The organism is Mucilaginibacter sp. Bleaf8, assembly GCF_018390515.1.
In the GTDB taxonomy this organism is placed as follows: Bacteria; Bacteroidota; Bacteroidia; order Sphingobacteriales; family Sphingobacteriaceae; genus Mucilaginibacter.
Window position 1 is genome coordinate 1 of the sequence record NZ_JAHBBK010000001.1, and the last position, 17712, is coordinate 17712.

Below are 17712 nucleotides of genomic sequence, written 5' to 3' on the forward strand. Positions count from 1 at the left end.
CGGGCAATACGCCGAGGATCATCCAAGAGGATGAGTACTACAGCTTTGGACTTAGAAAACCAACGGGTGGTTATGACTTATCCAACAACAACCGCTATCTTTACAATGGTAAGGAGGTGCAAACGGACTTGGCTAACCAATACGATTATGGCGCTAGATTCTATGACCCCGTGATCGGTAGATGGAATGCTGTAGATCCGCTCGCAGAGATGGCATTTAATTTCTCAGGGTATAATTATTGTAACAATAATCCTGTTTTATTAACCGATCCACTCGGGCTAGCTGCCGATTCGGGAGGAATTCACCTCCAAGCGGTGACAGTAACAGCTATCCGAGATGTGACAAAGATTATGTATCTTTCAGGTACTTTCTTTCGAAATTTGTATGGAAAATACTTAGATCGAGTTGGAACGACTAATAACGTTTATAGTTTTAATGGGTTATTAGTACAATCGATGCTGCACAGAAAAGACGTTGAAATAAATGGTCAGCTATTAGATAAAATGAAACGTGACGAAGATTTTTTAAGATTTAGAAATGATTTGATAAAGATCCTGAGAAAAAATTCTAAATTCAGAAAATTGAAATTCCTGAACAGAAGTGGCCAAGTCCAGTTTGGAGGCAAACAATTTTTTTCGCAAGAGGGTTTAACTGATGAAACAGGGTGGGCAATGCGAAATGCTAATATTAGTGCAGATGCAACACTGAAAGCCGATGGAACAATCATAATTAATTATGAAATCCAAGATACATTTGACTTAAGTTCTCAAGATGGTAGATCCGATACCTACAATAATCTTAGCGGAATCGGTGGCCTCGTTTATCACGGTCTCTTAGGTGGAAAAGGCGATATGAAAGTTTGGGGACATTGGGTTGAAGAAATTAAGTAATGATGAGACACAAAGCAATATCATTTTCAATAGCACTACTGTGCTTAACTATAGTCTCATGTGAGCAGAAAATGACTACTACCGTAAAAAAAGATGAGTTTTACACTGGCAAAGGTGGGTGGGATTACGCAAGATTCCCTTTGATTAAACCATATGAGGCTCGACTCGTCGCCGGCTTTGACAATTGGATTGTAAGACTTGATTCAACAAGTTATGACGGGACCGTGCCGAACGTAAAAAGCCTAAACATTATTGGGGATAGCTTAATCATACTTTATAGTAAAAACACTTTGTTAGATGGCCTACCTACTAAACAGTCTTGGTATGTTATACTCCCTGCAAGGCGAATAGAAAAAGGATTCAAAAATCATGAAGATTATACAAGTTATTTAGATAGTTTGGGAATACTACAAGAACCGAAACTTTTAGACATACATCTAGTGAACAAAGATTTTCAACATAATGATAGAATTAATTGGTAACGGACCATTTAAATTTGTTGAACAATAAGCTAGGTATAATCATTTCTTGAAGTTAATTCCGCGATGTCCGTAGACTTCCAAGGCTACGGACATTTTTGTTTTGTAACCATCAGTCTACCATATTGTAACAATGAAGGAATTCTAGCACTTGCTGAAAACTATTGCCCTTTGCTACCGCAAGCGTTCTGCTTGTGAGATTAAGTTACTGTCTGTAGTATTCTAAGACTACGGACTTTTGTATCTTCTAGACTTCAGTCTACCAAAATAGTAACACTCGAAAAGGACAGTATCCTACTGCAAACTATTGCTCATCTGGAACAACGGCAGATACATCGAAATCAAAATTACGCCTACAATAAGCCCGAGGAATATGATGATGAGCGGCTCCATGGCACTGGATAGTGAGGATGTTTTGTATTCCACTTCTTCCACATACTGGTCGGAGATGCGGGCAAAAAAGTAATCAAGCTGGTTGGTCTCTTCTCCTACTTTCACGAGTTGAATCATTTTGGCTGGGTAAACATTAAAAGCTGCCAGGCTCTGGTGTAAGGAGCGGCCATTCATAATATCGTCTTCCACCTTTTTTAAAGAGCTTTCAATCGGGTAAAAATCAATCATCTGCCTGATGAGGGCTATTGCACGCAGCAGCGGCAAACGCGCGTTGATGAGCAGGCGCATGGCATTGCAAAACCTGGCCAGGTAAATCTTTTGCACCAGATTACCCACTATCGGCAACCTGAGTAAAATATGGGTAGACCACATCCTGAACTTTTCGGTTTTACGCAAGCTAAACAGGATGCCACCTGTAATTACCAACAGAATGAATGCATTAAAGAAGTTATTTTCCAGCGCTTGTGATATGCCAATGATTTTTTCGGTAATCCAGGGCAGTTGGCCGCCAAAGCGTTTAAATACATCGCCAAACATCGGCACAATAAACTTTAGCATAAAGAATACCGCCGCGAGCGAGGAGGACAAGACAATGCAAGGATAGGTGAGCGAAGAAATGATCTTACGACGCTGCTTGATCTTATTCTGATAATACTTAGCCAGATCCTGCAATACCTCGATCAGTTTTCCGGTTTCCTCGCCAATCTGTAAGCTGTAAATCTCGTACATGGAAAAACGCCCGCTTTGCTGCAATGCTTGCGAGAAAGTGGTGCCGCCCAGCACAGCCTGCTCTATAGAGGCGAACAACGCTTTGTCTTTTTCTTTTTTCAGATCAGCAGTAATCAGTTCAAAACTGCTTTTCAAATTAATACCCGCCTGTAGCAGGGAGCTAAGCTCCAGATACAACGCTTCTTTCTTTCGATCCGGAAGTTCACGGCTGCCGAAACTAATGTCTTTGTTGAGGAACGCCAGCAGGCCGCCGGTCTCTTTATCGGCGGTTGCTGATACTTTCTTTTGGGGCTGCGGTTTCTTTGTTTCGTATCTCGATAAATCAATGGATGGCATGGGCGTTTAATTTAATCAGGTTTTCGGAGCTGTACAGTTTGCGGTAGCGATAGGGGAACTGTTGATCATTGAGAATCACCGTTAGCGTAAGTTCATCAATTGGTATTGACAGCGAAGCCTCTTCTTCAACCACAGGTGTCTGTTCATAATAAAGCAGTGGTTTTGTGGTTTGGAGTTGAAACGTATCGGGTACGGTTGCAGCCCTGATCACATGGTTTTGATCAAAGTGATATCTGACCTGTTGCCCTGGTTTGGTGAAAATCAGGCTATCTTGCTTATACATTATACTTTCAGACCGCTCAAAATCTTTTTGAAGCAACTCATCTAATCTTACAACAACTGCCATCTTATCGTTTTTGCGGGTGAATCCGGCATATGCCTTGCTCATCATGCTATACGCTGTGTACGTCATAGCAATAACAATGGCCGAAATTAACATAGCAATTGTTAGTTCCATAATGGTAAAAGCCGGTAGGCGCTTCTTACTTATCCTCATTATTGATAACGATCTTTCTGATTTCGCTGATTTTTTCATGACGCTCGTCATACAAAACCAAATGAACCTCCTGTAGCCGTGCATTACCTTCATAGGGTAGGATATCTTTTTCTATGGTCCAGTCTTCGTTGTTATCTTCTTTAGCGCCATAACTTAGCGGGTGCTCCAACTCCAGCATAGCCTGCTGCAGCCTGACTTGTGCCCGAAGCCGTCTTTCGGAAAGCGATAAGCGCATTACATTCGTGTAAATCATCATGGCAATGCCCAGCACCATTACAATTACCACCATAGATACCACAACCTCCAATATGCTGGAAGCAGTAAGTTTAACGGATCTTATTTTGCTTCGAGCCATTGTAGTATTTTGTAAGTTTTTTGGGAAGCAGGTAAAAGGCGGTTCGTTAGATAATAAGGCGATAATGCCGGTGCGTCTATCCGAATATTAATCAAGTAATTCTCATAGCGCGTGTAAGCCGTTTGGTAAAGAAACCTGCCGGCATAAACATTACCGTTGATGGAGGCGCCGTCTTTATAGTTCAACAAACCCTGGGCATAAACGCGCCCGTTAATCTGGGCGTTCTTCCCTAATTCGATCAGGGGTTTTACTTCATTTTGTGCTTTTTCATAAGTAAATACCGTTCCGTCAATCCGAACGTTATCACCAATACTGAGTTTTTCCTGGCCTTTGTCCTCGTCGTCGAATTTAAGCACGCCCAAAACGGAAGGGTAACCAAAACTGCATTTATCTTCGACAGTAATTGAATCCGTAGCAAAGAGCTGACAAGTGCCTGTAAAGCCACTCTTTACCATAATGGATTTGGCGAATACCAATACATTGTTAAGACGGCAAGATCCATCCAGGGTAACCGAAGTATCCGACTGCAAAACGATATGGCCGCTCAGCTGTTCAGTGATGTTTTGCGGCTCTTTACCGAAAACGAAGGTCATGGCAGGAAGGAGGAAGGATTGTGTAAGTGATCCTTCAGGTAACGGCTGTCTGCGTAGCATAGAATCCGCTATGAAGTATCTTTTCAGTATTTGTAGTTGCCCCTCATCCAGCTTAGGAAGGCGGCGATCGCTATTGTGCTTTTTACCAATAACAATCCGCTTATCACCCTGGTAAGCATGATTGTTAACGTAGGCCTCCTGTATACCTGCCTTGGGTAAATATGCATCTCCTTTAATCGTTGTTTTGCCACTTACAGATAAAGACCGGTCTTCATCAATAATATACAAGGCAGCCCATTGGGTGGAGTCAATTTGATTCCCCATTGTAAATACTTTAGTCAGTGTATCCTTCTGAATAAAAGCACGAGCCACACCAATATTAAACAGGCCCCATGGCTTACGCATCAGCTGTACGGAGTCATTTACCTGATGGAATAAACTGATAGTCTTAGGTTCGTTATAGTCAGCATCGCTTTCCAGCAGTATGTTAACGGCAGAGGCCAGGTTGTTTTGCAACATTGTGTACCGAAACGTTTTTTGGTACTGCAGCTTATAGAAATAAGCCGCTGTAATTAACGACGAGCAAATCACAGCAATGACCAGCGCTATTACAATAACCATATACAAGGCGGAAGCTTTGAGCATGGCTATTTAGCTGGCATTAACTTTTGATGCCTCGTTCTTCTGCTTTTTTATCTTTTTCGGCTTAACAGCCGGCGGTGTAGCTGTGGTGCTCTGAATTGAATCTCTTTTGTGCAGCCAGTGAATGGCTTTTACTTTTTGCCACAGCGATGGCGTTTTGAGTGTATTTGAAACAATTTGCCCATGTTTATACCTAACGGTTTCAACAGAATCGCCACCATGGTAGATTAGTACCTTACCTTCAAGCAAGTTGTCTGCATAACGTCCGGATTGCCTTGGCTGCCCTTGCTCGTCGTAAAAGGTAAAATCCCCTTCTTTTATACCGTGTTGCCAGTTTACTAATTCGGCCAGGGCACCGCTTTCCTGCCAGCTTCTCCAAAGTCCATCTTTCAGTCCGCTGTCGAACTCGCCTTGTTCTTTCAGGCTTTTATCGGTATAGTACTCCTCGTACTTACCATGCAGTAATTTACCGCTGTATCCGCCCTGCGTGTTATGAATTGTATTGCCACCATACCAGTAGTAAATCCGGTCACTGTGCAGTGAACTTACTGCCGAAGGGGTTATTTCAGTCACAATTGTACGACCAGGCGCCGTAATCCGTACCTTATTCAGACCAAAGCTGGGTATCCGTTGTGCCTGGAGGGAGGAACTGGCGAGCAGAAATATTATATACACATATCTTTTCATGGCGTTTCGTTACTGGTAGGTATATAATGAGTGAGATGTTGATAGCTGATTTGAATAGAATCTTTCAAGTTTTTTAAAAGTTTAACGCCTCCCGAGGATTCACCCTCGCTTAGCATCAGGCTTTTGCCACTCACCGTCATGAGCGCATAAAGTTTTTTAGTATGTGGGTTTCTGATGTAGCCGGAATAGCGGATAAAACCCCAGTTCATTGCTTGCTTACGCGTTCCTGATGCCTGATGTATTAGCGGCGATAATCGTGTTGTGCTACTGATTATTTGCCTAACCGGAATTTGTGCTGTATCTTTTTTTATGGGTGCTTTAGCCATGGCAAAAGGGTCCCGATAATTTAATTTCAAAGAGACTGTGTCTTTGATAGCTTCATAGTCGTTCAGGGGCTCTTTCGGATAATTTGCAGATGTTTTTGGCATTACTGGCAGTTCGTCGTCATTATTGACGGCCGCAACAATACGATAAATAATCAGGCCCCATACCACGGCAACTATCAGCCCTAAAAAGTACACAGATGCTTTATTTTTCATAAGGCCTGCTTATTGTAAGGTAAAGCTTCTAACCGTACTGGCTGTCCCTTCATTACCGGCAGCATCTATAGCAGTCACTTTCCAGTATATGCGTTCTCCAAAAGTTCCTGTGGTCAGCGTGTAAGATGTTGTATTAATCAGCATCGGAAAGCTGTCATTATAACGGGTGGTACCATCGGCTTTAAAAGCATAAAGACGGTATTTTGATGCCGTGGCTACCTGGCTCCATCGCATGGTGACCGGAGAACTGACAGACTGATCTGCAGCAGGTGCCGTTAGGCTGACCTGACCAGGCGGCGTGCTGTCAAATGTCAGGTTGCGGATAACCGACCACCGGGATTGTGCGGTATCGTTTTCTGCCCGGACGCGCCATTGATAAGTCTGGTCTTTTAACAATTTGTAAGTAAACTGTTGTGCCGGTGTGGCCTGGTCCAGCACAAGCTTGGTTTCATCAGCAAAACTGTTGGTGTCCAGCTGCAGGCGATACTTCGTGGCACCATATAATTCTCCCCAGCTGAAGTTGAGGTTACTTTGCGTAGTCAAAAGGTTACTACCAGGGGTATTTACTTGCACCACTTGTTGCTTGATCGAGGAAAAAAGAACCGAAAATTGCTGCGGTGTGGTATAAGCGGTTTCAGAACTGCCGTTTTCAGCGCGTACACGCCACTGGTAGGTACCTGGGCTCAGGTTGAAAGCAAACTTATCACTTTTAACCACTGTATCAACAACAATAACAGTTGCAGAGTCAAATTTTGGCGTAACAATTTGAAGGCGGTATTGCAATGCATCTTCTACTTGGTTCCACCAGAAATTCAAGGTATAGCTCGTACTTTTATAGTCATTTCCAGGCGCATTGAGCATTACCTGCCGCTCCTTAATGGAAGGTTCAATGAAATCTTTACAACCGAAAAGCAGGCTAGATAAGGCAACTAATAAGAAATAAGGCTTAAGTTTTATCACGCTCGAATTTACGGCAAAAATTAATAAGTTAACTAAATTAATTGAAGCTTAACGAAACTGCTACTCGGTGCTAGTCCACGCCGCTTTGTTTGTGAATGATTATCTTTGAAAACTTACTTGGAATAGTCGATGAAGTAGGCACCTACCTAGGCACTTTGAAGTTGACTTTCTTTGAAGATTTTTATGCTAATATAATACGCTCGAGCTTAGCTGGGCGTGCTTAAAAGTCTATTTTGTGACCTCGCTCAGTCCTTACATATACAGGCTTTAGGGACCGTCGATTATAAGGCCGAGAAACAGTATCGGCATGGCTCAGCTTACTTCCAATATTAATTACGATGCTACTAATTTTTGAAAGGCAGATCAACAAAATTTCTACTGGCGAAGAAGCTGCTCAGGTTGCCAAAATACCGGAGTAGCAAAACGCACATACTATGATAACCGAACTTCAGGAAAAGGTTAAAAAGCTGTTGGTATCAATGTCCGCAATGCTTTTTATAGCATTTTAGATTTTACTAGCTGTTTTGTTTTGCAAGTGTGGCTCCGTTTTTTTAGTTACATTCAATGCAGTTATTCTGCCTACTCATAGCGTATCTTTCTGGTTTAAAAAAGTCTACCATCTCCTGTAAATTGTTTTCCGCGAGCATGGCTTCTACCAGCTGTAGTGCTTCCGCCGTTACTTTGGATGTTCTAGCGAGCATATTCTTTTCATAAGATGATATGGCATCTTCTATAGTCAGGAAATTATTAGCGCAGAGTGCCTGAGACAATTCAAGAGCATCCAGCATGGCTTGGTTTACGCCATCCCGCGAAGGAGGCGTTTGATGTGCAGCGTCGCCAATCATTGTTAGGACTGGAAGGGATTGCCAGGATTGGTCCGCAGGAAAGTAGTATTGCGGACGTGCAACGAAATAGGACTCAGTGGTATGGAATATTTCGTGCCAGTCATCACTCCAGTCAGAAAAGCGCTCTCTGAACCATTTGAACGCTTATGCTTTATCTGTAAAGTCAATGCCCGAACTCTTTACCCAGAGATCCGGCTCTCTAGTAATCGTATAAAATGATAGCGATCCTTCACCTTTGGCGCTTAATACAATTGTCTTGCCATTCCAATGAGCAAAAACTTTTCCGCCATTTGTCAATTTCCAGAGATTAGGTGCATTTGATACAGCGTTGTAAATATTACCCTCAATAATGGTAACACCAGAATAGATACGACTGGTGTTAGTGATGTATTTTCTGACTTTTGTATTTGCGCCATCGGCAGCAATGACTATATCTGCGTAGGCAGTAGTTTCGTTTTCAAAAATGAGGTTCCAACCCTTGCCTTCCTTGTGTAATTCCAAAAAATTGGAATTCCATACTATGGTGGTATCATACAACGATGCAATAAGTAGATCACGAAGCGGACCTCGGTCAATTTCTGGTCGTGCATGCGTTTTATCTAAATCCTGTAGCGGAGTTTGGTTTTGCTCTGTGTAGTGCATTATGCCGTTGTTATCGGTAATGGCAATTATCTCTGCGCCAGGTCAGTAATTATTTCGGAATACCTCCATAAGGCCGCCTGCCCTTAATGCTTTCAGTCCAAACTCATAATGCAAGTCAAGCGTAGCACCTTGTTGACGGATCTGCTGGTTTGTGTCGCGTTCATATACTTTTATATTTACCCCTTCTTTGTGAAGCCGTCTGGCCAATGTCAATCCTCCCGAACCGGCACCTATAATGGCTATTTGTTCGTTTTCTAATAACATAATGTTTATTGTTTTGAATTTCTATATCTGCATACAAAACTCTTGTTACTTTTATAGGTAAAATAGCTGTATTTGATATTAAAATAACCGTAAATGAAAAAATCGATCATTGACAAAGGCTCAGGCATTGCTCTTGAATTTGGCCGATTATTGGGTGCTACAATACGTGGCCGTTTTATAGATATTCTGGAAAGTATGGGGCAGCATACATCACCGGTTTTTCTTGGGGAAATGATTTGCGTATGATGATCCGGCATTATCATTTGAAGGAGGATGTAATTATCGAGCGAACTAATGAATTAGCAGAAGGGGAGTAAGACATAATATTTCTATTAAGCGGAATATTTCCGGCATTGGTTAACCCGGTCGCACAATTATTATCAGAGCTGGCAACTATGCTAATCTGCAGGCACGCCGTATCTTCTACTATGGTTATGCCCCGAAATACCCTTTTCGGGAGCGTTACCATAGCGGCTTCCAGGCAGCATTTGCTTGGCTTATTCGGAGAAATAGATCATCCTGTGGTTAAAGCATTATAGAGGTACCCGAAAACTTTATATTAGAAACCAGCGTTTCTCCGCATATCATCAATAGCGCCAGCGAAATGCTAAACCAGCCTGTTCCTGCAAGTTTGGAAAGGCTGTTTTATAAGCTATAAAGTGCGAAGAACTACTATGCCATATTATTTCGATCCTGATGCAGCGAACGTCATTGCCCATGAGTAACATGCATATTGAAGATATCAAAGCTATATATGCTATTAAGATCCATCTACAAACAGATGTAGACTTACCGCCAAATATCGCTTCCTTGGCGAAAGAAGCAGGCATGAGTGAGCCTAAATTACGCAGGCTTTTTAAGCGAACTTTCGGAAAAGGGGTTTTTGAATTTTACCAGTTCACGCGCATGCAAAAGGCTGCTGGTTTGCTTAAAGAAAAACGGCTTACTGTCTCTGAAGTAGGTTATCATTTAGGCTTTACCAATCTAAGTCACTTTTCTAAGGTGTTTGAGCAGCACATCGGTGTAAAACCGAAGAAGTATTCCAGTCAACTTTTCGCATAAACCTTATTATTGAAGGTAACTATGCCTGTTATGCAGTTGCACGGTTAAATGAATCATCGACCAATAGCTAATAAAATATATTTTCCTGCCATTATAATTACAGGATACGCTTAAATATACCTTTTGCTCTTGTGAAAATAGTCTGGTAGCATGTGTCCCCTTGAAAGTCTTTACTATTCCAAATATTGTGAGTTGAAGTAACATCAATAGTAAACTGTGAACCCGATTTGAAAGGTTCACTCACTAATTTAACACCTGAGACTCAAATTTTTAATAAAGAAGGAAATGTTAATTAATATAATTTGCTTATTGTGTAATATTATTGTAACTTACAATTAACAAAACAACCTTGTCATTATATAACCAATTAATGCCTATGAGATAGTCAACCTCCCTGCTCCATTTGGCAAAGTGCCGACTTCAGCATCCATTCACCTAAGTACTTATTATTTTAACCTTTATCTAACTACCTTTATCATGAAAAAATTTAAAACCTTTGCCTTTCTGGCTACTCTTTCTTCTTCGCTTTTATTCGGTAGCTGTACCAAAGACAAAAGTCTACCAAACGCTAAAACTCAAGATGCTGACGCGGCTGCGTCGTCCAAAAAAGGCACCCTTTCTGCAAGTTTTGGTGATATAGCCGAGATTGACATTTCGCGTGGGGATACTTGTTATTATTGGACTAAATCCGGAACGGTATCTTCAGGTACTTCAACAAACTCTACTTATTACCGATCACCAGTTAACTATTCACTACCCTCCGGTAAAACGCCTGCAGATGTAGTGGCAATTGCTATTGCTAATACAAACTGGTGCTACTTCTGGTATTCGGATGGTACAATGTCCGTAGGATACAGCAATAATGCAACAGCGTATATTTCTCCTAAGCCTTATGCGCTACCTTCAGGTAAAACACCTGCCGATATCCTGGCTATCTCTATAGCCAAAAGTAACAACAATGTATATACCTGGTATAAAGACGGAACAGCGTCTGTTGGCAATTCAACAAGTTTAGGTGCCATCAGAGCCCCTTACCCTTATACCGTTGCAGCCGGCAAAACGATCAGTAACGTAGTGGGCATCGGTATTGCAGGAAGCAATGACCATACCTACGTTTGGTATAATGATGGTAGTACAAAATCAGTTTCTTCCGGCTATACTGATATCTTCGACGCTTATTTCGGCGCAGTGCCATCTTCTTTTTAAACATTTTTACAAGCAATAAAAAAGCGGGTTGCTATGGTAATAGCAACCCGCTTTTGGATTTGTAACATAAGCAGCCGACGATGAAAGGCGTATCTGTTTTATGTGGGAACTATTATGTTACTGTATTTTAAATCAGTAATAAAAATGGTGCTGTACTCGCCGCTCGACTCGGTACGCTGGCGGGATGTAACATTTGAAGAATAGTCGACTGTGACTTATAATCTCATTAAATTAGTTAAGCTTGATATGTCTAATGGCGGTGGTTAGCCAATGCGTGATATCAATTGCACATTTGAGTTTATGGGCACCGTTGTTGGTAAACGTGTGTTTTTATTATGATGCTGATACGATAAACCATATATTGTATCTGCAGGATAAATACGTGTTAGCCCGCGGCCCAAAAAGCGGAAAAGAAAGGCATAAGGCAAAAAAAGATGATAACACTTTGATACACAAGCAGTCGAAAAGCTAACATCGGCGACGAGGTGTATCGTATAAATGCCGCCGCGTTTAGGGGAGGCGCATTAAGGGTATAGCTGAAGAAAAGCAGGACACACGTAAACGTAACCGTATGATCTTGAGATATGCCACAAAAAATGGCTCGCGGGTTGTTTTATCCGGGATTGATGATAAAAAAGATTCGGTTTAGATAGTGCTTGGACGGTATAAAGAGTACATTTTGAAAAATAGCAAATTGCACGCTGGCAAGGATTAAAAGAATGGGTTTATCAATGGATTATGATGCTGTTGTGGTAGGCTCCGGGCCTAATGGACTGGCTGCAGCTATACTATTACAACAGCACGGGTTATCGGTTTTACTGCTCGAGAAAAAGGACACGATAGGTGGTGGGTTTGTCAAGTGAGGCGTTAACCCTGCCCGGCTATTTGCGTGATGTATGCTCGGCTATTCATCCCTTGGCTGTAGATTCACCATTTTTGCAAACGTTGCCCTTATATCAGTTCGCTTAAACAGCTACCCTCAGCAAAAACGGTACTATTTGACATAACACCTCATCAGCTATTGCAAATAGCCGGCGAAAAGCTTTTGCACTTTTAAAAAAGTCAGCTTCAAAAATATCGATATGGCATGGTGTATTCAAAGTAGACAGGGCGCTGGATGCCCCAATACCATTTAAAGACCATACCGTAGAGCAGGCAGGCACTGTACACCTGGGCGGTTCGCTGCGTGAAATAACGCAGAATGAATTGCAAACCGCCAAAGGGCATCATCCAGAAAAGCCGTTTGTATTGTTGTCGCAGCCCAGCATATTTGACCCAACCCGTGCTCCCGAAGGCAAACACACCGCCTGGGCTTACTGCCATGTGCCCAATGGCTCCACTTTCGACATGACGAATGCTATTGAAAGTCAGATTGAGCGATTTGGGCCTGGCTTTAAAGAACGCATACTGGCCAAGCATACCTTCAATACAGCGCAGTTGCAAAACCATAATCCTAATTTTATCGGGGCGATATTGACGGTGGCATTATTGATTTGCGGCAGTTGTTTACCCGTCCGGCGCTGCGATGATCGCCGTACACCACCTCATCAGCGGGTTTGTACCTCTGTTCATCATCAACGCCGCTTGGAGGAGTGGTGCATGGTATGTGCGGCTATCACGCCGCTAAACACGCGCTGCAAAATATTTTTCACATCAAGGTTGCGCCTTTATAAACTAACCTTAAAATATACTAAATTATATGTCATCAAATTTTGCAAAGTTCAAGTTACATGAAGACTGGGTAGTAGTTATACTTGGCTCCCTTATTATACTGCTTGTCCTGGTGTGCTGCTTGCAATACCTGCTTTTGCTTGGAAAACAAGCGATGAACTATCGATTAAAGTTTTAGGAGCCGGTAACCTGAAGCTTATTGGATTAATGTTTTTGTTTGTGGGGGTTATTGGATTAATAGGCGTGTGGCCAAGCGGTAAAAATTTAACGACTTTTTGCGCGGCTATCCTGCGGTATACCTGCTTACTATTTTTGCGCTGATGATGGCCGGCAGCAGTCAGGCGAAGGCATCAAACCTGGAGGTAGTTATATTTAGTTTGATAATTGGCTTACTTATTAGCAATGTTTTTTATTTACCCGAATGGTTGCGCAACTCGCTGTCTACCGAGTTGTTTGTTAAAATTGGTTTGGTGTTGCTGGGCACCAGCGTTATTTTTTTTACATATTCTGAAGGCGGGTTCCTTGGGCCTAATTCAGTCTTTGGTGGTAGTTACCTCAGTGTGGTACTTTGCCTGTTGGGTATGTCGCAGGCTTAAGATAGATGACGATATCACCATGATGATTTCCAGCGCTGTATTCATATGCGGTGTTTCGGCCGCTATTGCTACAGCAGGAGCAATTAAAGGAGATTCAAAAAACTATCTTATGTGATTTCATTGGTGTTGATAACCGCTATACCCATGATTATTTTTATGCCTATTATTGCGCACCACTTTAATATGCCCCAAGGTGCATGGCTAGGAGGTAGTATCGATACTACAGGAGCCGTAGTGGCGTCTGGCAGCTTTCGTATGACCCTGTAACTGCAATTTTCATCGCATCTGATGTTTTCTTAAAATCCATACAAAGGTCAGTTACATGTCCAAGCATAGTTGCTGATTACTGGTTTATGTTGACCAATTAAAAGTTAGTCTGAGAGCGAGGGTCGTGATCATGAACTTGGTTAGTAACTCTAAAGTTTTGATATAAAAACGAGCAAATAGATCTAATAACTGTGAACCTGTTTGAAACGGCTATTACTCTCAATTTCAAGTAAGTGAACCAATAAACATACTATTTCGCTGCTTTAGCTTGAACCAAAAAGTAACCTCTTACCATTTTTTACGTACAAATGCACGTTTGAACGTCTTTTGATTATGCTGGTGTTGGTTTAAACGGGTGTAAGTTAATGTTTTATAGTAAAAAGGTATTTTGTAATTATTATCACTTCTTTGCATTCGGTACTGCTTTATGTGTGGTATTTTATGTTTATACCGGATTGGGTATTGCTGGAAGATTAAGCAACACACAGGCCTTTAATGAGCAAGGTGCATCAACGGCAGTTCTTTATCCTGCCGTTTGCGGTACCATCATTGATACCGGCGTATGTGGCACCAGTATGCGGTTAAATGCTGCGCCTAACCAAACCAATTACCTCTGGAGCACGGGCGAAACTTCTTCGGCCATAACGGTTACTTCGACGGGAACCTATTGGTGGGAAACTATTGATATGGACAACAACAAGGTGGTTAACGGTAATTTCAGCAATGGAAGAACAGGTTTTACCAGTAGCTATACCTACGCTGCGCCAACAAATAACAGGGTTCTTTATCCCGAAGGCACTTATTCCATCACCACAAACCCCAGAAACGTTCACTCCAATTTTGATCCGTCTACCGATCATTCCGGTAATGGAAATATGATGGTGGTAAATGGAGCATCACAGGCAAATGTTACAGTTTGGACAGAAACCATAAACGTAGGAAAAAACACCGATTATATATTTTCTGTATGGTTTACCTCCGTAAATGCTGAAAACCCCGGGCGATTGAACTTTTCGATTAATAACGTGCCGCTTGGCAATCCCATTGTATTATCAAACCAAACCTCAACTTGGCAGAATTTTACGGTGCGCTGGAACTCAAAGGATGCAATGAGTGCTGTAATCAGTATCGTAAACCAGAATACCATTGCCAGCGGGAATGATTTTGCGTTGGATGATTTGGTTTTTGCACCTGTGTGCCGCAACACTTATAATGTCAAGTTTTATTCGAACCCGCTAAAGCCATCAATAATTACACAATAAAGATTATCAATATACATTCCCCAATTAATTAATTAATATGAAGCAAAAATTTACCTTGATTAAACTTGCTATTGTTGCTTTTCTTTCTGCCTTTTCCTTATTGGCAGCGGCACAATCGCAAACCCCTACGGCAGCAAGTCCATTTTATACGCCAAGCGATGCTACATCAGCTCCGCCAAATGCGGCTACTGATGTAGGTAAAGTGCTATGTTTTGGCGGAACGGTTACGCTCAAGGGTAACGACGCTGTGGTTGCCAACAATACTTACCAATGGTTTAAGGTCAATACATCCGGACAGAAAGTACTGGTTAAAGAGGCCATTGGCGATAACACTTACCAGGAAAATACCCAAGGGGCGGGTTACTACACTTACCATTTGGTTGTATCTAATGCTGACGGTTGTAGCTCGCCGGAGTCGAGCCCGTTAAAAGTTTATGTGCTGCCACAGTTGAATGCTACCATTGCGGCTACTAAAGACAGGGTATGTTCGGGCGCACAAACCACTTCAGATTTGAGCATTCAAGGGCTGGATAGCCGTTTTGAATATACTTATCAGTGGACCAGAGATGGCCAGAACATAACCAATAATGGCACCTCAAGCACCTATACCGTTGCCGAGCAAAACCAGGGTACTGTAAATTATGCTGTTAAAATAGCATATAAACTAAATCCTGATTGTACCCAGACAACAGCTCCAAAAGCAATTACTGTGGTTCTGGTTCCGGGTGCTCCAACAATCAATTTCGGAAACTAATAGCTCGGGCATAATCGCTTAAGCTGTGTGACAGGAGGATTGGTTTTTGACGCAAAAGCATCGTAAATATCGCTTATGCCTGCTACTGCTTTGGGCAGTAGCAGGCTTTGCCCTGCTTTCAAACAAAGCGGTGGGGCAGGTATATACGCTATCAGCAGGTGAGTCAAAAAACCTGAGTATCAATGAGCCGAACGCTGCGGCTTATCAATGGTACAAGGACGGTGCTCCTATTCCGGGTGCTACAAACAGTCATTATCTGATTACAACCCCTGGAAAATACACGGTTCAGGCATTTAATAGTGAGAGCTGCCCGTCGCCTATGTCGCAAGAAATAGTTGTGATGCTGACGGAAGAAAAGCGAGTTGATCTGGTGGTAACCAAAAAGTCGGAAAGCCGGCAGGTACGTTCGGGCGAACCGTTTGAGTATTTACTGACGGTGACCAACAAAGGTCCGGCCAAGGCCACCAACGTGCAGCTAAAAGACGCCTTGCCCGATGGAATGGAGTTTATATCGGTAAAAACGCATACAACTGGCATGCCCGATTATGATGCTGGTGCCCGTGTGCTTACCTGGAATATCGGTACACTGGAGTTGAACGAAGAAGCAGAACTGCGCCTGTTAGTTAAAACTACCGTGCGCGGAACGGTGACTAATTCGGCATCGGTAAATGCGACGGAAGAGGATCGGAATATAGCCAATAACCAGTCGTCAGATACCAAAAGCATTGTAGGGTTGGATATACCAAACATTTTTACGCCCAATGGCGATGGTAAAAATGACGTGTTCGAAATACCGGAACTCAGCAGCTTTGCCGAGAACGAACTATTGATTGTAAACCGGTGGGGTAACAGCATTTATGAGAAAAAGAACTATCGGAACGAATGGACAGGCGAGGGGCTGAGCGAGGGAACTTACTTCTATATACTAAAAGTGAAAACTGCAAATGGTAATTGGGAAGTGTACAAAGGATATGTAACCCTGCTCCGGACAAAATAGAAAGATGAAAGAGATGCAATTTTTTGATGCTGTTCGATATAAGGGAAGCAAAGCATACAGGCTGATGATGATTGTCTGGTTCACGGTGTTTTGCATGGGTGTGTGCCATCGGGCGCAAGCCCAGCAGGATGCGCAGTTTAGCCAGTATATGTTTAACGGCTTGTACATCAATCCAGCCTTTGCCGGATACAAGCAAGATGTATATCTGAATGCTTTCTACCGTTCACAGTGGACCGGTTTGGAGGGTGCTCCACAAACTTTTTCGCTGGCAGCAGACGGTGCAGTGAACGATGCCAAAGTAGGGTTGGGGATGTTAGTGTTGCAGGATCGGATAGGTGCACAAAGCAGCTTTGCGATGTATGGCAATTATGCCTATCGGTTACAGATTGGCGATAATGAAAACAGCCGCCTGGCTTTTGGTATAGGTGCAGGCTTTGTGCAGAATGGACTGGATGGTACTAAGCTTCATGCCGTACAATCAGATGATAGCTATGTGCCCGTAGGTAATCAAACTGTTATATTGCCCGATGCCCGATTAGGTGCATTATACACCAACGAGCGGTTCTTTGCGGGTATCTCGCTTGATAATGTGCTGTCGCGTGTTGTCAGTGCAACTAAAGATAAATCCATCATGACACCGGTACCAATACCACATTTTTATCTTACCGGCGGAACGATATTCGATGCAAATGATCAGGTGAAAATACGGCCGTCCTTTTTAATTAAGGATGATTTTAAGGGACCAACCAGCCTCGATATTAATTTATTTGCGCTGCTGGGCGAACGTGTGTGGATAGGAGGTACTTACCGTACGGCTGTTAGTTTGTACAATAAACCGCATCTGCAAAACGGTCTGCAAAAATCAAACGCAATGATTGGAGTGGTTGAGTTTTTTGCTACGGACAGGCTTCGTATAGGCTATGCGTTCGACTACTCATTAACGCCATTGCAGAATTACAGTTACGGATCGCATGAATTATCTATCGGCTTTTACTTACGTAGTGCTAACCGCGAGCCATACTTTAATAAGTGCTATTTCAATTAATC

General features: G+C 42.5%; 23 protein-coding genes. 13 read left to right on the forward strand and 10 right to left on the reverse strand.

Going from position 1 to position 17712, the window contains the following annotated elements:
- The coding region (locus KHS38_RS00005) for an RHS repeat-associated core domain-containing protein (protein WP_213485729.1) at positions 1-890 on the forward strand (890 nt) is incomplete at its 5' end.
- 71 nt (positions 891-961) lie between these two features.
- On the forward strand, positions 962-1372 hold the full coding sequence (locus KHS38_RS00010) for a hypothetical protein (RefSeq protein ID WP_213485732.1): 411 nt from the start codon (positions 962-964) through the stop codon (positions 1370-1372).
- Positions 1373-1663: 291 nt separating this feature from the next.
- Here the strand turns inward: KHS38_RS00010 and KHS38_RS00015 are convergent, their stop codons facing one another.
- The 10 genes from KHS38_RS00015 to KHS38_RS00060 form a co-directional block, all read right to left on the reverse strand.
- The gene (locus KHS38_RS00015; RefSeq protein ID WP_213485738.1) at positions 1664-2827 is read right to left on the reverse strand and encodes a type II secretion system F family protein; all 1164 of its coding nucleotides are present in this window, start codon (positions 2825-2827) and stop codon (positions 1664-1666) included.
- On the reverse strand, positions 2814-3284 hold the full coding sequence (locus tag KHS38_RS00020) for a PulJ/GspJ family protein (RefSeq protein WP_213485739.1): 471 nt from the start codon (positions 3282-3284) through the stop codon (positions 2814-2816). Before KHS38_RS00020 ends, KHS38_RS00015 begins: the two co-directional genes overlap by 14 nt.
- A 25-nt stretch (positions 3285-3309) precedes the next feature.
- The gene (locus KHS38_RS00025) at positions 3310-3678 is read right to left on the reverse strand and encodes a hypothetical protein (RefSeq protein ID WP_213485740.1); all 369 of its coding nucleotides are present in this window, start codon (positions 3676-3678) and stop codon (positions 3310-3312) included.
- Positions 3660-4916, reverse strand: coding sequence for a polymer-forming cytoskeletal protein (locus KHS38_RS00030; protein WP_213485741.1), 1257 nt, complete (start codon positions 4914-4916; stop codon positions 3660-3662). The genes KHS38_RS00025 and KHS38_RS00030 overlap by 19 nt, the downstream gene beginning before the upstream one ends.
- A 6-nt stretch (positions 4917-4922) precedes the next feature.
- Positions 4923-5600, reverse strand: coding sequence for a toxin-antitoxin system YwqK family antitoxin (locus KHS38_RS00035; RefSeq protein WP_213485742.1), 678 nt, complete (start codon positions 5598-5600; stop codon positions 4923-4925).
- Entirely contained in the window at positions 5597-6139 is a 543-nt protein-coding gene (locus tag KHS38_RS00040; protein WP_213485744.1) for a hypothetical protein, read from the reverse strand. The genes KHS38_RS00035 and KHS38_RS00040 overlap by 4 nt, the downstream gene beginning before the upstream one ends.
- Positions 6140-6148: 9 nt before the next feature.
- The gene (locus KHS38_RS00045; RefSeq protein ID WP_213485746.1) at positions 6149-7099 is read right to left on the reverse strand and encodes a fibronectin type III domain-containing protein; all 951 of its coding nucleotides are present in this window, start codon (positions 7097-7099) and stop codon (positions 6149-6151) included.
- Positions 7100-7650: 551 nt separating this feature from the next.
- Positions 7651-7944, reverse strand: a complete 294-nt coding sequence (locus KHS38_RS00050) for an FAD-dependent oxidoreductase (RefSeq protein WP_213485748.1) — start codon at positions 7942-7944, stop codon at positions 7651-7653.
- Positions 7945-8088: 144 nt separating this feature from the next.
- A complete protein-coding gene (locus KHS38_RS00055) occupies positions 8089-8586 on the reverse strand; it encodes an FAD-dependent oxidoreductase (RefSeq protein ID WP_213485750.1) in 498 nt (165 codons plus the stop codon).
- Positions 8587-8628: 42 nt separating this feature from the next.
- Positions 8629-8850 (reverse strand): FAD-dependent oxidoreductase, encoded by a 222-nt coding sequence (locus KHS38_RS00060; RefSeq protein WP_213485753.1) that lies wholly within the window; start codon positions 8848-8850, stop codon positions 8629-8631.
- A gap of 93 nt (positions 8851-8943) precedes the next feature.
- On the opposite strand from KHS38_RS00060, the gene KHS38_RS00065 reads away from it, so the two are divergent.
- The 11 genes from KHS38_RS00065 to KHS38_RS00105 all read left to right on the forward strand — a co-directional run bounded on the left by KHS38_RS00065 (position 8944) and on the right by KHS38_RS00105 (position 17710).
- A complete protein-coding gene (locus KHS38_RS00065; RefSeq protein WP_213485761.1) occupies positions 8944-9096 on the forward strand; it encodes a hypothetical protein in 153 nt (50 codons plus the stop codon).
- Positions 9097-9576: 480 nt separating this feature from the next.
- Positions 9577-9912, forward strand: coding sequence for a helix-turn-helix transcriptional regulator (locus KHS38_RS00070; RefSeq protein ID WP_213485763.1), 336 nt, complete (start codon positions 9577-9579; stop codon positions 9910-9912).
- 477 nt (positions 9913-10389) lie between these two features.
- On the forward strand, positions 10390-11118 hold the full coding sequence (locus KHS38_RS00075; RefSeq protein WP_213485765.1) for a hypothetical protein: 729 nt from the start codon (positions 10390-10392) through the stop codon (positions 11116-11118).
- Between the two features lie 719 nt (positions 11119-11837).
- Positions 11838-11981 (forward strand): FAD-dependent oxidoreductase, encoded by a 144-nt coding sequence (locus KHS38_RS22420; protein ID WP_349627900.1) that lies wholly within the window; start codon positions 11838-11840, stop codon positions 11979-11981.
- A 343-nt stretch (positions 11982-12324) separates the two neighbouring features.
- Positions 12325-12852 (forward strand): phytoene desaturase family protein, encoded by a 528-nt coding sequence (locus KHS38_RS22425; protein ID WP_349627901.1) that lies wholly within the window; start codon positions 12325-12327, stop codon positions 12850-12852.
- A gap of 212 nt (positions 12853-13064) precedes the next feature.
- A complete protein-coding gene (locus KHS38_RS22180; RefSeq protein ID WP_249665343.1) occupies positions 13065-13385 on the forward strand; it encodes a hypothetical protein in 321 nt (106 codons plus the stop codon).
- Positions 13333-13500 (forward strand): putative sulfate exporter family transporter, encoded by a 168-nt coding sequence (locus tag KHS38_RS22185; protein WP_349627902.1) that lies wholly within the window; start codon positions 13333-13335, stop codon positions 13498-13500. The genes KHS38_RS22180 and KHS38_RS22185 overlap by 53 nt, the downstream gene beginning before the upstream one ends.
- Positions 13501-14017: 517 nt before the next feature.
- Positions 14018-14914, forward strand: coding sequence for a hypothetical protein (locus KHS38_RS00090; RefSeq protein WP_213485767.1), 897 nt, complete (start codon positions 14018-14020; stop codon positions 14912-14914).
- A 37-nt stretch (positions 14915-14951) separates the two neighbouring features.
- Entirely contained in the window at positions 14952-15668 is a 717-nt protein-coding gene (locus KHS38_RS00095; protein ID WP_213485769.1) for an Ig-like domain-containing protein, read from the forward strand.
- Positions 15669-15714: 46 nt separating this feature from the next.
- Positions 15715-16665, forward strand: a complete 951-nt coding sequence (locus tag KHS38_RS00100) for a T9SS type B sorting domain-containing protein (protein WP_213485771.1) — start codon at positions 15715-15717, stop codon at positions 16663-16665.
- Between the two features lie 4 nt (positions 16666-16669).
- Positions 16670-17710 (forward strand): PorP/SprF family type IX secretion system membrane protein, encoded by a 1041-nt coding sequence (locus KHS38_RS00105; protein WP_249665227.1) that lies wholly within the window; start codon positions 16670-16672, stop codon positions 17708-17710.
- The last annotated feature ends 2 nt before the right edge of the window (positions 17711-17712 follow it).